We start from the raw sequence: 13774 nt of genomic DNA, 5'->3' as shown, positions 1-13774 counted from the left end.
CTTTCATAAGCTTGTGTTCAGTGCCACCAACCCATGCTGCGCGAAGACGGGGACATAGGCGCCAAATGCTTGGGCGCGTTTGGGGTCAGACGCGTTACCGTCCAAAGCGCGCTTGTAAACTCCCTGCAGAATGCCCGCCATGCGAAAAAAATTGAACGCCAGGTAGAATCCAAAATTCTCGATCCGGTCGATTCCGCGCCGTGCGCAATACTGCGCGACAAAGGCCTGATCACTTGGCAGGCCCAGGCTTTCGCGATCGATGCCGGCCAAGCCGCGCCCTTCTTTGCCCGGTGGCATCTGCCATTGCATGATGACAGCAGCCAAATCGGCGTAAGGGTGCCCAATTGTTGACAATTCCCAGTCGAGCACCCCGACGCATTTGGCTCTGTCTGGGGCGAACATCAGGTTATCGATCCGGTAATCTCCGTGGACCAGTGTTCTTTGCCCGTCATCCGCTGGAATCGAGGCGTCCAAAGCCGAAATCAGCCTATCCATGTCAGCAATCACTGCGGTCTCTGACGCGCGATACTGCTTGGTCCACCGAGAGATTTGCCGCTCAAAATAGTTCCCGGTAGGTCCGTAGTCAGTCAGACCGGCAGCGCCTATATCCACCATATGAAGCTCAGCCAAAACACGGTTCATCTCGTCCAGAATGGCGGTCCGGGCTGTGTTGCTTTCATCCTTCATCGTGGGTTCAAGAAAGATCCGGCCCTGAAGATGCTCCATTACATAGAAGGTCGAGCCGATGACACTGTCATCTTCGCAAAGAAGGTACATTTCCGGCACGGGGACCTTGCTGCCCGCTATCGCGCGCTGCACACGGAATTCGCGATCAACGGCATGGGCTGATTTCAACAGGGTTCCGGGTGGTTTGCGGCGCAAAACGTAAGACCGGTTCGGAGTGCGTAGTTCATAAGTCGGATTGGATTGACCCACCGAGAATTTTGACGCCTCCAATGGGCCTTGATAGCCACTTAGATGCGCTGACAGATAAGCATCTACAGCGGGTAGATCTAACGTGTTGTCTTTGCTCATTTTCTGTACTCGCGATTACATGGCCTCGGCAAAGATATTGCCGGCAGTTACCACATTGATACCACCAGAAACTGGAATCACAGCACCGGTGACATAGCTGCCACCGCGACCGCACAGAAAAAGCATACATCCTGCGATGTCTTCGTCCCGCCCGACGCGCCCCAAGGGTACAGACTTACCGACCTTGTCTCTTGTTCCCTCATCAGCCGTAGCAAAAGCCGTCATGCGGGATACAAACGGCCCCGGAGCCAACGCGTTAACGGTCACATTATAGGGCGAAAGCTCCTTCGCCATGACCTTGGTCAGATGCAGAACGGCCGCCTTTGATGCTGAATAGCTGTACGCACCGTCCCCCATTGGAACTTCGCCCATGACGGAACCAACATTGACAACCCGTGCCGGATCTTCGGGCGATCCTGATTTCATCAGCAGTGGCAGAAGTCTCTGGGTAAGCTCGAAGATCCCGGCAACATTGACGGACATGACCTTTTCCCAAGCCTCGTACGGAAACTGGCCCATAGGCGCACCCCAGGAGGTGCCCGAGTTATTCATAAGAATATCAAGCTTGTCCGTGCGGGCATTAATGTCATCGACCAGGGAATCGATCCCTTCCTTGCTGCCAAGATCACCGGCAAAACCCTCGGCGCTTCCCGGGGCATCCAAGGCGTTTAGCTCGGCCGCCACCGCAGCGCATGCGTCGCCTTTGCGCGATGCGATCAGAACATGTGCTCCGGCCCGAACCAACGCTTCGGCTGCCATGCGGCCAATTCCTGTTGCCCCTCCGGTGACCAATGCGGTTTTACCGTGCAGCGAGAAAAGTGTTTCGGGTGTCATGGTCTGCTCCTCAGTTATGTGCGGTGCATCGATTTGCTGTGTCCGAACTTGCCGTTGCGGGAGCCGGGCGTCTGCGCCGTTGACAACCCAGGTCGGTGCACCAAAAGTTCTTCCTTACAGATTAACAGGGACAAGGCAGTCGACATGCAAGCATTACTCAGCGTCGCCCCCGGCGGGCCCGAGACATTGGAACTGACCACCCTGCCCGATCTCAAACAAGGTAAGGGTGATTTGCTAGTCGGTGTAAAGGCCGCCGGTGTCAATTTTCCGGATACTCTGATTATCCAGGACTTGTATCAAATGAAACCGCCCCGCCCGTTTGCCCCGGGCGGAGAAATCGCAGGCGACGTATTGGCTGTGGGTGAAGGGGTCACAGGGTTCGCAGTCGGAGATCGTATCCTGGCGTTGACCGGGCATGGTGGATTCGCGACGCAGGCGGTGGTCAAGGCGGCGACGGCACTCAAATTTCCAGATGCGATGCCATATCAAGACGCGGCCTGTTTCATCTTCACTTACGGAACGTCCTATCACGCCCTGAAGGATCGCGCTGCGATTCAACCCAACGAAACTCTGCTGGTTTTGGGCGCAGCAGGTGGCGCAGGGTCTGCCGCTATTGAACTGGGCAAGGCCATGGGTGCCCGAGTGATCGCAGCCGTATCGTCACCTGAGAAGGCAGAGTTTTGCCGCCAGATCGGGGCGGATGACACAATCCTCTACCCGCGGGAAATGGACAAGGACGCACAGAAGTCTTTTGCGCATGACATAAAGGCCCTGGCCGGGTCCGGTGGCGTGGATGTGGTGTATGACGCGGTCGGCGGGCCCTGCGCCGAACCCGCTCTACGCAGTATGGCCTGGAAAGGTCGATACCTTGTGGTTGGCTTCCCAGCCGGAATTCCGAACATCCCGCTTAACCTTGCGCTGCTGAAAGGCTGTCAGATCGTTGGCGTCTTTTGGGGGGCGTCCGTCTTTCGGGACCCAAAGGCGCATGCTGAGAACGTCAAAGAGCTTTTTGGGTACTATGCGGCGGGTCAAATCAAGCCACGTATCAGCGCCCGGTTTCCACTACGTGACGCGCCCGAAGCGCTGGAAAATTTGTCTCAGCGATCTGCCTTGGGAAAACTTGTGGTGACTATGGATTAGACCCGCCCTCTACGCCGGAAACATGTATCCCGAATACCCTTGACCCGCTGAAGTAAAGTCAGGTGGACAACCATACCAATTCATGACTATGAACGTTTAATGGGGACAATTTAGTAATGCATGACGTTTTGGTATTGAATGGGCCAAACCTCAACCTGCTGGGTACGCGCCAGCCAGAGGTGTATGGTGCGACCACTTTACAGATGATCGAGGATCGCTGCGTCAAACATGGTGCATCTGTCGGCCTGAAAGTGTCACATCTGCAATCCAACCACGAAGGCGTATTGATTGACGCGATCCACGCCGCTCGGGGTGTTCAGGACGGCTTGATTGTGAACGCAGGCGCCTTCACACATACCTCGATTGCCCTGATGGATGCGATTGCCTCTGTCGAATTGCCGGTTGTGGAAGTGCATTTGTCGAATATCCATGCGCGTGAGGCGTTCCGCCATAGCTCTTACATTGCGCCCGTTGCATTGGGCCAAATCTGCGGGTTTGGGGCCCAAGGCTACATCTTCGCGTTGGACGCGCTGGCTGCCCACCTGACATCGGGGACCGGCGCATGAAACTCAAGGAATACCTGCACTTTGTAACCTACGCCAAGACTCTGGAAGAGCTCTGGGACGCGCATTGCCGCCAAATGGCCGAATATGGGTTCGACCGGTTGATCTATGGCTACACGCAGTTTCGGACCGCAACGTCGCTCGGGGATCCCGAAGACTTCACAATACTGACGAACCACAGCCGGTCGTATGTAGACGGATTTCTGGGCGACGGGCTATATTTCCATGCGCCAATGCTGAAATGGGCGCTGGACCATGAAGGCGCAGCAAGCTGGCATATGATTCAAGATATGGATTCTAGTGGGGTGCTGACGCCTCAGGAACAGCGCGTCATTGATTTCAATAAATCCAAGGGTGTTATTGCGGGCTATACCGTCAGCTTCAACTCCGTCTCCATCCGCTCAAAAGGCGCGATCTCTCTGTCTGCAGAAAATGGCAGAACCCAGGATGATGTTGATGAAGTCTGGGAGAAGCATGGAAACGACATTCTTCTGATGAACAATGTCGCCCATCTGAAGATCCTGACCCTGCCTCACAGTCCGCCAAACCGTGGCCTGACCAAACGCCAGCGCGAGGCGTTGCAATGGGTCGGCGATGGCAAAACGACACAAGACATTGCGTTGTTGATGGGGCTGACCTCTGCAACGGTGGAAAAACACCTGCGACTTGCCCGAGAAGCCTTGTCCGTTGAAACTACAGCGCAGGCTGTTCTTAAGGCATCATTACACAATCAGATGTTTGTCGTCGAAGCCTGAGCCGCTGATTTGACGTAAACTGCGTCACTTTACCTAGGGTAAGGAAAACATGACTATCCGAATCTGGCAGGAAAGTTGCACAGTATCCTTGTTCCGTGAGTGGTGGCTTTAGCCAGGGAACATTCGGTTGGATCTTTGCAATAACAGAGCTCTCCAATCACTCTGACAAGGGGGCGTTTATTTATCCGCGTACCGGTGTCGGAATTTTGGGGGGCCTCGAACATCCCCATCATGCGGGGCCCTCCATTCAACATGTTGTTTAATGGCGGATTGAATTGGCTTAAAAAAACGGGCTACGCGATGCGTAACCCGTTTCAGCTTGGTGATAGGGCCGTGAACGGGCCCTACCTTTTTGATTAGCCCTGAGCGGCTTTTGCAACTTCGGCTGCGAAGTCTTCCTTCTCGACCACGATGCCTTCGCCAACTTCCAGGCGGACAAAGCCGGTGATCGTTGCGCCTGCTTCTTTTGCAGCCGCTTCAACGGTCAGGTCAGGGTTCACAACAAACGCCTGGTTCAGCAGAGTTGCTTCCGCCACGAATTTCTTCATACGGCCAACAATCATCTTTTCGATCACCTGCTCCGGCTTGCCGGATTCGCGGGCGATGTCCATCTGAACCTGCTTTTCCTTCTCGACAACTGCCGGGTCCATGTCGGCTTCGGACAGGGCCGCGGGGTTTACCGCTGCGATATGCATCGCAATCTGCTTGCCGATCGCTTCGTCCCCACCGGACAGAGCAACCAGAACACCGATTTTACCCATACCGTTGGTGGCCGCGTTGTGGACGTAGGATACAACGGTGTCGCCCGACAGCTTTGACATGCGGCGCACCGACATGTTTTCACCGATTGTGGCGATCTTGTCGGTCAACGTGTCTGCAACGGTCTTGCCGCCCAGATCGGCCGCCAGCAGAGCTTCGACATTGTCGACGCCTTCTGCGGCATATGCGATTTTACCAACCATTTCCTGGAACTCGGCGTTCTTGCCGACAAAGTCGGTTTCCGAGTTCACTTCCACTGCAACACCGTTGTTGCCATTGACATGAACAGCAACCAGACCTTCGGCTGCGGTACGGCCCGACTTCTTGGCTGCTTTGGCAAGGCCTTTGGTGCGCAGCCAGTCAATGGCTTCGTCCATGTTGCCGCCGGTTTCGGTCAGCGCTTTCTTTGCGTCCATCATGCCTGCGCCGGTTGTGTCGCGCAGTTCTTTCACCATTGCTGCTGTGATTGCCATCTCTTGGCTCTCCTCAATTCAAACGGATTTGGGGCAGGTCTACCCTGCCCCATATGTCATTTACGTGACGGGCAGCTTACGCTTCGGCTTTGGTTTCCGGAGCGGCTTCTGCGGTCTCTTCAGCCGCAGGCTCTTCCGCAACGACCTCTTCAACCGGTGCTTCTTCGAATGCACCCAGGTCAACACCAGCAGCACCCATCTGAGCGGTCATACCATCCAGAGCGGCACGTGCGGCCAGATCGCAATACAGCGAGATGGCGCGCGCAGCGTCATCGTTGCCAGGGATGATGTAATCAACACCATCAGGCGAGCAGTTGGTGTCGACAACAGCCACAACCGGGATGCCCAGCTTGTTGGCTTCGGCGATAGCCAATGCTTCTTTTTTGACGTCGATGACGAACAGCAGGTCGGGGACGCCGCCCATTTCGCGGATACCGCCCAGCGACGCTTGCAGTTTGCCCTGGTCACGTTCCATGCCCAGACGCTCTTTCTTGGTCAGGCCTTCGGCGCCGGTTTCCATCGCTTCATCGATCTGGTTCAGACGGTTGATCGACTGGGAAACGGTTTTCCAGTTGGTCAACGTTCCGCCCAGCCAGCGATGGTTCATATAGTACTGAGCCGACTTTTCAGCCGCTTCAGCGATCGGCTGAGCTGCCTGACGCTTGGTGCCAACGAACAGTACGCGACCGCCTTTTGCAACGGTGTCACGAACGGCCTGCAGAGCCTGATCCAGCATCGGAACGGTCTGGGTCAGGTCCATGATGTGGATGCCATTGCGTGAGCCGTAGATGAACGGGCCCATGCGGGGATTCCAACGCTGTGTCTGGTGACCAAAGTGAACGCCAGCTTCCAGCAGCTGACGCATGGTGAACTCGGGAAGAGCCATGCTATTTTCCTTTTCCGGTTTACGCCTCGGCGGGGGTGAAAGAAGCGGATGCTCCAACCGGCGGGCCAGATAAGGATGTCTCCCCTACAAAGCCCAAACCCCGCCTGCGGGTTTGAATGGCGCGCGTATACGGCAGGATTTAAGGCTGTGCAAGGGCCAAATGCCCTTATTTTTCAAGCCGGGCCAGCGCATGCGCGTGTCGCACCGCCTCTTCGCAATGTGCTGCCAGAGCTTTGCGGTTTTCGAAATCACACACCCGAGCTGGAGAGTGGTAAATCAACTCGACCGATCCCTGTCGGCGTGCGCCCAAAGTCTTCAACAGATGTGGTCCGAATTCCATGTCGCCCCACCAGCCGTAAAACCTGTCGGGCTGACCTTTGGGTGCGCGAAAGACGACGGACACGGGTTGCACATACATGAAATCGCGTAATTCATCTGCGAAGAATGCCGCAAAAAGCGTTGTTTTAAAAGGCAAAACCCGCAATCCATCGGTCGAGGTGCCTTCGGGGAAGAACAGCAATTTGTGACCAGCGTTCAGTCTTGTTTCGAAAATCCGCGTTTGTTCACGCGCTTTTTTTGGGTTTCGTTCGATGAAGACGGTTCCGGTCGCCCGGGCCAGCCAGCCGATACCCGGCCATTTTGCGACTTCGGCTTTGGACACGAAGTAAATCCGCTTGCGCGCGTTAAGGGCAAAAATATCCAGCCATGACGAGTGGTTTGCCACCACCGCTCCGTGTTCGCGCATCAAACTGCCCGACGTTCGGAATCCCATGCCCAGAATTCGAAACGCGTTTCGGCACACAAACTGAGTTATGTAAGGCGTAACAGGACGGCGCACTCCGAAAAACGGGCGTTCAAACACGCGGAGGATTAAGAGAATGATCAGCCCACCGAAGACGAAAATCGCCAACGGTAACCCACGCAACAGTACAAGGCAGCAGCCGACGAAACCCAACTCAAGCGGGTCTGGTGCGTCTTCACTGTTCCAAAGGGGCGCAGTCAACGGCTCACGCTCCGCCATAAATTCGTTTCTGCCGTTCGTTCATGCGCGCGGTATCCAGGATCAAACATACATCGGTGGTGTTAAACGCATGATCAATGAACGCCCCCTCGCCCACAAAACCGCCGAGCCGCAGATAGGCCTTGATCAGCGCAGGCACCTGAACCATCGCCGCGCGACGGTCCAAAGCCTCAGGTTTTACCAGGTTCATGGATTGAAACACTCCTGGCTGCGCCCTGACCCGCAGATCAACTGGAGCCAGGTGATTGTGGTGCAGCATAGACAGTGGCTGCGCCAGCGCTCCTACTTCTGTGCCATGAAAACTGGCCACACCAAAGAGGATCTCGATCTGACGCTCTGCGACATAACCAGCAAGACCATTCCACAGATGATACATCGCCGTGCCGCCCCGGTAATCCGGATGCAGACACGACCGACCGAGCTCCAACAACTTGCGGCCGCTTTGTTTCAGAACGGTTAAATCGTACTCGGCCTCGGAGTAGAACCGCCCCAGTTCTGCGGCAAGATCACCCGGTAACAGCCTGTAAACGCCCACGACTTCGCTCGTCGCGTCATCATAGGCCAGCATATGGTCGAAATAGGGATCAAACTCGTCCTGCTCCAACCCGGCGTCGTGATCGACCATCTCACCACCGCCGCCCAGTTCGTGCACGAACACGTCATAGCGCAATCGTTGCGCCGCGCGCAGCTCGTCCGCTGAGTCAGCAAGTCGTATAGTAAACGAAGGGCCTGCGTCGGGCATGTCAGAAAGATTGATCCTATGTTTCTGAAGCGCAGATATCGCAGTTTTTCAGGCAAAGGCAACCAGACGGTGACAGGCTTTCCTGTTAACTATTCCTAAACCAGTTTCACGGATCAAAGACCGGCATCAGGGCGATGCGTGTTCCATCGATTACCACTTTCCCCTGCTCGCGAAAGTTCACGGTGATCTTGCCTGCGATGTTGGATTGAACCTGTCCGACGCCCCAATCCGGGAAATCCGGGTGGCGCACGAACATGCCCGGTGCGAGAATGGCATTCAAATCTGTCATGCTTGGGCTCCGGTCCGGTGGCAGATACAGCAGGAGGTACGCATGGGCGGCTCAGACGTCAACCTGGCCGAGTTGATCGGCTCTCGGATCTGTCATGATCTGATCAGCCCGATTGGGGCAATTACCAATGGGCTTGAGCTTTTGGATATGGTTGGCGCAGTGCAAGGCCCGGAAATGGAGCTGATCTCGGGCAGTGTCGGCAGTGCTGGGGCGCGGATTCGCTTTTTCCGGGTTGCCTTTGGATCCGCCGGTGATCAGCCATTGGGTCGGACTGAGGTGGCGGATCTTCTGAAAGATGTTGAACGCGCCGGTCGGGTTCGAGTGCACTGGAATCTGACAGATGCGGTGCCGCGCAATCAGGTGAAACTGGCCTTTTTGGCGCTTATGTGCTGCGAAAGTGCCATGCCGATGGGGGGCGATGTCCGGATCAGTGCGCATGGCGACAAGTGGGAGGTGACAGGCACCGCTGACAAGCTGAATGTCGACGGTGACCTATGGAAACACGTTGTAACAGGGCGTTTTCCAAACAAGATCACACCTGCTCAGGTGCAATTTGCGTTGTTACCCGAAAGTGCCACAGCCATGGGTCGAAAAATAGCGGTCGAGACCGCATCGACCCGCGTTACCCTTAGATTTTAGGCGCGGGTCGTTCCGTTCCCGCGGACAAGGTACTTAAAGCTGGTCAACTGTGCTGCCCCCACCGGGCCGCGCGCGTGCATTTTACCGGTGGCGATCCCGATCTCGGCACCCATGCCGAACTCACCACCATCGGCAAACTGGGTCGAGGCGTTGTGCATCAGGATCGCACTGTCTAGCCGCTCAAAGAAACGGGCGGCGGCACTGGCATCTTCTGTCATAATACAGTCTGTATGGTTCGAACCGAATTGGCGGATATGCGAAATAGCGCCATCAATGTCAGTGACCGGTTTGGCGGCGATGATGCTGTCCAGAAACTCTTTGCCCCAGTCATCGGCCGAGGCCGAAACAGTGCCCTTCACAGCCAAAGGGCCTTCGGCATGAACCTCAACACCCGCCGCCAATAGGGCGGCGATGATGTCTTGCCCCAGCGTCTCAGCGACATCCTGATGGATCAGTAGGCATTCAGCCGCGCCACAAATACCTGTGCGGCGTGTCTTCGCGTTCAGCACGACATCCAGAGTTTTCTGCGGATCAGCGGCTTTGTCGACATAGATATGCACGATGCCTTCGAGATGGGCAAAAACCGGAACGCGAGCTTCGCGCTGGACCAGTCCGACCAAACCCTTGCCGCCACGCGGGACGATGACATCGACATAATCGGTCATTGTCAGCAATTCCTGAACCGCAGCGCGGTCGCGCGTCGGGACCAGTTGAATGGCATCTTCGGGCAGGTTCGCAGCCTTCAAACCCTCGACCAGACAGGCGTGGATGGCGGTGGACGAATGAAATCCCTCGGACCCGCCCCGCAGGATCACGGCATTGCCGGATTTCAGGCACAAAGCACCTGCGTCTGCCGTTACATTGGGGCGGCTTTCATAGATGACACCGATCACACCCAGCGGAGTACGCACGCGCTGGATGTTCAGACCGGATGGCATATCCCATTCCGTCAGCACCTCACCCACCGGGTCGGCCTGATCTGCGACGGTACGCAAGCCATCGACCATGCCTTGAACGCGTGTCTCATCCAGCATCAGACGGTCCATCATCGCGGGGCTGAGACCCTTGTTACGACCGAATTCCATATCCTTCTGGTTGGCCGCGATGATCTGAGCGCGATTGTACCAAACCGCCTCGGCCGCTGCGATCAGGGCCGCATGTTTGCGTTCCGTGCTTGCAAAGGCCAATTCCGCTGATGCTGCTTTGGCACGCTTTCCAAGGTCGGTCATCAGGTCGGGGATGCTGTCGAAATCCTTCATATCACGTGCCTTTCTGGTCGGTAGCTTTCAGTAACAGTGCGCCGCTAAAGCGCCAAGTCGTCGCGGTGGATCAATGCCGCCCGACCCGGATAGCCCAACGTCGCCTCGATTTCCGACGATCTGCGCCCTTTGATTGCGTCGGCCTCCTGCGCCGTATATCGGCTGAGGCCCTGTGCCAGTCGGCGAGACTGCGGATCGAGAACCGCAACTGGATCACCGCGCCCGAACTCTCCGTTTACCGCAACGATGCCAGCTGGCAGCAAGCTTTTTCCATTTGCCAACGCCTTCGCCGCGCCTGCATCAACCGTAATTTCGCCACGAGGTTTCATTGCAGAAATCCAACGTTTCCGGGCGGCATGTGGATCAAGCGTCGCCGTAAACCAGGTGCAGTTTGCGCCGTTGTTCAAAGATTTCAAAGGGTTCAATTTCGAACCTTCGGTAATTGCCATCGTACAACCTGCGGCAATAGCCATCTTTGCTGCAAGCAATTTGGTTTTCATGCCGCCTTTCGACAGACCGGATCCGGCGTCACCCGCCATCGCCTCGATCTCGGGCGTGATCTCATCAATCACGTCATAGCGCGTGGCCGAGACGTCTTCGCTGGGATTGCCGCTGTAGAACCCATCCACATCCGATAGCAGGATCAACTGATCGGCGCCAACGGTCACGGCAATCTGGGCCGCCAAACGGTCATTGTCGCCATAGCGGATCTCATCCGTTGCCACGGTGTCATTCTCGTTCACGATCGGGACCACACCCAAACCCAGCAAGGTCTCCAGCGTCGCGCGTGAATTCAGATACCGGCGCCGATTGGCACTGTCCTCCAGCGTAACCAGGACCTGAGCGGTCGTAATTCGGTGCGGCGTCAGCGCCTCTTCATAGGCGCGCGCCAGTCGGATTTGCCCAACTGCCGCCGCCGCCTGAGATTGTTCGAGCGCCAATGTGGCCGCAGGCAGGTTCAGAACACCGCGCCCCAATGCAATCGACCCCGAGGATACAAGAATGACATCTGTGCCCTGCCCTTTGAGCCAGGCAACATCCTGTGCCAGCGACTGCAACCAGTCTGATCGCAGCAAACCCGTTTCGCGATCCACCAACAGGGCAGACCCGATTTTAACGACCAATCGGTTTGCAGCGGTTAGGGCCGCCACGTCGTCGTCTCCTCGACAGGCTTCTGGCGCAACCTGTCTTCGTCAATTCGGGTTCTTAGGGCGCGCAGCACTTCGGTCACACCCTGACGGGCGACGCCGGACATTGTCATGATCGGGCCACCAACAGCCTCTTGCAATTCGGTTTTGGCCGCTTCAAGCTCTTCCTCATCCAACGCGTCGATCTTGTTGAGCACTGTGATCCGCGGCTTTTCGGCCAAGGCCCCGCCATAAGCTTCAAGCTCATGAATGATTGTACGGTAATCCTCGGCGACCGTCTCAGAGGTGCCATCGACCAGATGCAACAAGACCGCGCAGCGTTCCACATGGCCTAGAAAACGATCGCCAATGCCGCGCCCTTCATGGGCGCCTTCGATCAGGCCGGGAATATCAGCGACGACAAATTCCACGTTGTCCACGCCGACGACGCCAAGATTGGGATGCAGCGTTGTAAACGGATAGTCCGCAATCTTGGGGCGCGCATTTGATGTGGCCGCCAGAAAGGTAGATTTTCCGGCATTCGGCATGCCCAAAAGCCCGACATCCGCGATCAGCTTCAGGCGCAGCCAGATGGTCCGGTCAATGCCGCCCTGCCCCGGATTGGCGCGGCGCGGGGCCTGATTGGTGGCGGATTTAAAGTGCAGGTTGCCGAAGCCGCCATTGCCGCCCTTGGCCAGCAAGACGCGTTCGCCCACTCGCGTCAGGTCCGCGATCACGGTCTCTTCATCTTCGTCCAGAATCTCGGTGCCGACGGGGACGCGCAGAATGATGTCGTCACCATCCTTGCCGGTCCTTTGCTGACCGCGACCGGGTTGGCCACTTTTTGCAAAGAAATGCTGCTGATAGCGGAAGTCGATCAGGGTGTTCAACCCATCGACAACCTCGGCCCAGACCGAGCCACCATTGCCGCCGTCGCCACCATCGGGCCCACCATATTCAATATATTTTTCGCGCCGAAAGCTGACGCACCCGCCACCGCCGGCCCCGGACCGGATGTAGACCTTTGCAAGATCGAGAAATTTCATGTCAGTCCCCTACTGCAAAGGCCCCACCGGCCACAAGTCAGAGTTTCTTGCTGTATGTCCAGGTGGGCACATTTGCGTCGCGTGCCACCGAATAGCTCTCGGCGTCCCCCAAGTACTCGAACCCGCAGTGAATCAGCACCCGGGCCGAGGCCGGATTGTCCTGAAATACGCTGGCGAACATGTTCGCGTTCTTCAGCGGGTTGGTATTGACCAAGGCCTCGACGGCCAGTGAGGCGACGCCGGTATTCCAGTAGACAGGTGCAACCCAATACCCAACCTCAGTCTGGTTGCGATCCAGTCGAGTCAAGGAAATCAGACCGATAAGTTCTGGGCCGCCATCCTTGGTGGCATCCATGGCCCAGACATCTTCGTCCCGCTCGTCTGCCATCGAACGCGTCACGAAGGCTTCGATCGAACCCGGTGGCAGAGGGTGGGGAATACTGGTGGTCATACGCGCAACGCGTTCATCGCCTGCATAATGTTCGACGAGACCCATATCCGAACGACGCAAAGGGCGCAGATCGAACCGCTCGGTTTCGATGACCGGCTGATTTATTATTGTCTCAAGTTTCATGAGTGCGTTCCTCCTCCGAACAACACGAATAATACGGACGCAACAGTCAAACTGGCTAAAGTCCACATCAGATATTTTTCCGCGGGCCGTCCTTCAACCACATGGGCAATTCTATCGCCTGCAAAAGTCCAGATAGGGTGCAGGACAATCTGGCAGAGCAATAGACACAGAGCGATTGTAAATGTTGCGTTAAGACTGGGGGTACCTGCGGCAACAAAACCGGTGAAGCCGGCAATAATCATCGCCCAGGCCTTGGGGTTAAGCGGATGCACGATCAGCCCGGCCCAGAAACCGGGCACATCCTGAACGGACACGTCACGCGAAAGTCGCAGATTGGCGATTTTCCACGCAAGCCAGCAAATATATGCCGCCGAAGCATATTTCAGGGCAGCAAACGCCATCGGAGCCTGATCCGCGACCTGCATCAACCCGAACCCAACGGGCCAGATGATCAGTTGCTTGCCCAGAACAACACCAGCCACAAACGGCAGCGCCGCCCGAAAACCATAACGCGCACCTGTTCCCAGCAGGACCATATTGGCCGGTCCCGGTGTGCCGACCTGACTGGCGGCAAAGATCAGGAAACTGGTGGTTGCGACTGTCATCAGACCATTCGATCAAAATTGCGTTAA

At 56.5% G+C, this 13774-nt stretch carries 16 protein-coding genes; 4 read left to right on the top strand and 12 right to left on the bottom strand.

The genetic code is table 11. The annotated features are described in order from the left end of the window. Positions 1-3: 3 nt before the first annotated feature. Positions 4-1035 carry a phosphotransferase family protein gene (locus ACR0BU_RS06380; RefSeq protein ID WP_480735559.1) on the bottom strand — a complete coding sequence of 344 codons (1032 nt, stop codon included), beginning with the start codon at positions 1033-1035 and terminating at the stop codon, positions 4-6. Between the two features lie 15 nt (positions 1036-1050). Further along, positions 1051-1869, bottom strand: coding sequence for an SDR family oxidoreductase (locus tag ACR0BU_RS06375; RefSeq protein WP_480735557.1), 819 nt, complete (start codon positions 1867-1869; stop codon positions 1051-1053). A 144-nt stretch (positions 1870-2013) separates the two neighbouring features. Between ACR0BU_RS06375 and ACR0BU_RS06370 the strand changes: the two genes are divergently transcribed. The 3 genes from ACR0BU_RS06370 to ACR0BU_RS06360 all read left to right on the top strand — a co-directional run bounded on the left by ACR0BU_RS06370 (position 2014) and on the right by ACR0BU_RS06360 (position 4327). Beyond that, entirely contained in the window at positions 2014-3009 is a 996-nt protein-coding gene (locus tag ACR0BU_RS06370) for an NADPH:quinone oxidoreductase family protein (RefSeq protein WP_480735555.1), read from the top strand. Positions 3010-3125: 116 nt separating this feature from the next. Then, a complete protein-coding gene (aroQ, locus tag ACR0BU_RS06365) occupies positions 3126-3575 on the top strand; it encodes a type II 3-dehydroquinate dehydratase (RefSeq protein WP_299889898.1) in 450 nt (149 codons plus the stop codon). Then, entirely contained in the window at positions 3572-4327 is a 756-nt protein-coding gene (locus tag ACR0BU_RS06360) for a LuxR family transcriptional regulator (protein WP_298935485.1), read from the top strand. The genes aroQ and ACR0BU_RS06360 overlap by 4 nt, the downstream gene beginning before the upstream one ends. 356 nt (positions 4328-4683) lie before the next feature. Here ACR0BU_RS06360 and tsf read toward each other — a convergent pair whose 3' ends face one another. The 5 genes from tsf to ACR0BU_RS06335 form a co-directional block, all read right to left on the bottom strand. Beyond that, positions 4684-5559, bottom strand: a complete 876-nt coding sequence (tsf, locus tag ACR0BU_RS06355; RefSeq protein WP_299075347.1) for a translation elongation factor Ts — start codon at positions 5557-5559, stop codon at positions 4684-4686. A 76-nt stretch (positions 5560-5635) separates the two neighbouring features. Continuing rightward, entirely contained in the window at positions 5636-6445 is an 810-nt protein-coding gene (gene rpsB / locus ACR0BU_RS06350) for a 30S ribosomal protein S2 (RefSeq protein ID WP_298935487.1), read from the bottom strand. Positions 6446-6611: 166 nt separating this feature from the next. Further along, positions 6612-7466 carry a lyso-ornithine lipid O-acyltransferase gene (olsA, locus tag ACR0BU_RS06345; RefSeq protein ID WP_480735553.1) on the bottom strand — a complete coding sequence of 285 codons (855 nt, stop codon included), beginning with the start codon at positions 7464-7466 and terminating at the stop codon, positions 6612-6614. Next, on the bottom strand, positions 7453-8208 hold the full coding sequence (olsB, locus tag ACR0BU_RS06340; RefSeq protein ID WP_480735551.1) for an L-ornithine N(alpha)-acyltransferase: 756 nt from the start codon (positions 8206-8208) through the stop codon (positions 7453-7455). Before olsB ends, olsA begins: the two co-directional genes overlap by 14 nt. A 106-nt stretch (positions 8209-8314) precedes the next feature. Further along, positions 8315-8497: a DUF3553 domain-containing protein gene (locus tag ACR0BU_RS06335; RefSeq protein ID WP_170430504.1), complete on the bottom strand. Its 183-nt coding sequence runs from the start codon at positions 8495-8497 to the stop codon at positions 8315-8317. Between the two features lie 42 nt (positions 8498-8539). Here ACR0BU_RS06335 and ACR0BU_RS06330 point away from each other — a divergent pair, with 42 nt between their 5' ends. Then, positions 8540-9136, top strand: a complete 597-nt coding sequence (locus ACR0BU_RS06330; protein ID WP_480735550.1) for a histidine phosphotransferase family protein — start codon at positions 8540-8542, stop codon at positions 9134-9136. Here ACR0BU_RS06330 and ACR0BU_RS06325 read toward each other — a convergent pair. From ACR0BU_RS06325 to ACR0BU_RS06305, 5 genes are read right to left on the bottom strand one after another with little or no spacing between them, the layout of a single operon-like run. Continuing rightward, entirely contained in the window at positions 9133-10395 is a 1263-nt protein-coding gene (locus tag ACR0BU_RS06325; RefSeq protein WP_480735548.1) for a glutamate-5-semialdehyde dehydrogenase, read from the bottom strand. The two genes, ACR0BU_RS06330 and ACR0BU_RS06325, sit on opposite strands and share 4 nt — an antisense overlap. 44 nt (positions 10396-10439) lie before the next feature. Next, complete coding sequence (gene proB, locus ACR0BU_RS06320; RefSeq protein ID WP_298935492.1) at positions 10440-11546, bottom strand: glutamate 5-kinase; 1107 nt, start codon at positions 11544-11546, stop codon at positions 10440-10442. After that, complete coding sequence (gene obgE, locus ACR0BU_RS06315; RefSeq protein WP_480735546.1) at positions 11534-12568, bottom strand: GTPase ObgE; 1035 nt, start codon at positions 12566-12568, stop codon at positions 11534-11536. Before obgE ends, proB begins: the two co-directional genes overlap by 13 nt. 37 nt (positions 12569-12605) lie before the next feature. Then, entirely contained in the window at positions 12606-13142 is a 537-nt protein-coding gene (locus tag ACR0BU_RS06310) for a GNAT family N-acetyltransferase (RefSeq protein ID WP_120635435.1), read from the bottom strand. Then, the gene (locus tag ACR0BU_RS06305; RefSeq protein WP_298935494.1) at positions 13139-13747 is read right to left on the bottom strand and encodes a LysE family translocator; all 609 of its coding nucleotides are present in this window, start codon (positions 13745-13747) and stop codon (positions 13139-13141) included. The genes ACR0BU_RS06310 and ACR0BU_RS06305 overlap by 4 nt, the downstream gene beginning before the upstream one ends. Between the last annotated feature and the right edge of the window lie 27 nt (positions 13748-13774).

The sequence above is a fragment of the Ruegeria sp. CK2 genome (assembly GCF_056536585.1).
The sequence above is the reverse complement of the archived record's forward strand: the minus strand, read 5'-3'. Positions and strand labels throughout refer to the sequence as shown.

Coding starts and splice junctions, on each gene's coding strand:
- ACR0BU_RS06380 (WP_480735559.1), bottom strand. CDS start 1,035: ATGAGCAAAGACAACACGTTAGATCTACCCGCTGTAGATGCTTATCTG.
- ACR0BU_RS06375 (WP_480735557.1), bottom strand. CDS start 1,869: ATGACACCCGAAACACTTTTCTCGCTGCACGGTAAAACCGCATTGGTC.
- ACR0BU_RS06370 (WP_480735555.1), top strand. CDS start 2,014: ATGCAAGCATTACTCAGCGTCGCCCCCGGCGGGCCCGAGACATTGGAA.
- aroQ (WP_299889898.1), top strand. CDS start 3,126: ATGCATGACGTTTTGGTATTGAATGGGCCAAACCTCAACCTGCTGGGT.
- ACR0BU_RS06360 (WP_298935485.1), top strand. CDS start 3,572: ATGAAACTCAAGGAATACCTGCACTTTGTAACCTACGCCAAGACTCTG.
- tsf (WP_299075347.1), bottom strand. CDS start 5,559: ATGGCAATCACAGCAGCAATGGTGAAAGAACTGCGCGACACAACCGGC.
- rpsB (WP_298935487.1), bottom strand. CDS start 6,445: ATGGCTCTTCCCGAGTTCACCATGCGTCAGCTGCTGGAAGCTGGCGTT.
- olsA (WP_480735553.1), bottom strand. CDS start 7,466: ATGGCGGAGCGTGAGCCGTTGACTGCGCCCCTTTGGAACAGTGAAGAC.
- olsB (WP_480735551.1), bottom strand. CDS start 8,208: ATGCCCGACGCAGGCCCTTCGTTTACTATACGACTTGCTGACTCAGCG.
- ACR0BU_RS06335 (WP_170430504.1), bottom strand. CDS start 8,497: ATGACAGATTTGAATGCCATTCTCGCACCGGGCATGTTCGTGCGCCAC.
- ACR0BU_RS06330 (WP_480735550.1), top strand. CDS start 8,540: ATGGGCGGCTCAGACGTCAACCTGGCCGAGTTGATCGGCTCTCGGATC.
- ACR0BU_RS06325 (WP_480735548.1), bottom strand. CDS start 10,395: ATGAAGGATTTCGACAGCATCCCCGACCTGATGACCGACCTTGGAAAG.
- obgE (WP_480735546.1), bottom strand. CDS start 12,568: ATGAAATTTCTCGATCTTGCAAAGGTCTACATCCGGTCCGGGGCCGGC.
- ACR0BU_RS06310 (WP_120635435.1), bottom strand. CDS start 13,142: ATGAAACTTGAGACAATAATAAATCAGCCGGTCATCGAAACCGAGCGG.
- ACR0BU_RS06305 (WP_298935494.1), bottom strand. CDS start 13,747: ATGACAGTCGCAACCACCAGTTTCCTGATCTTTGCCGCCAGTCAGGTC.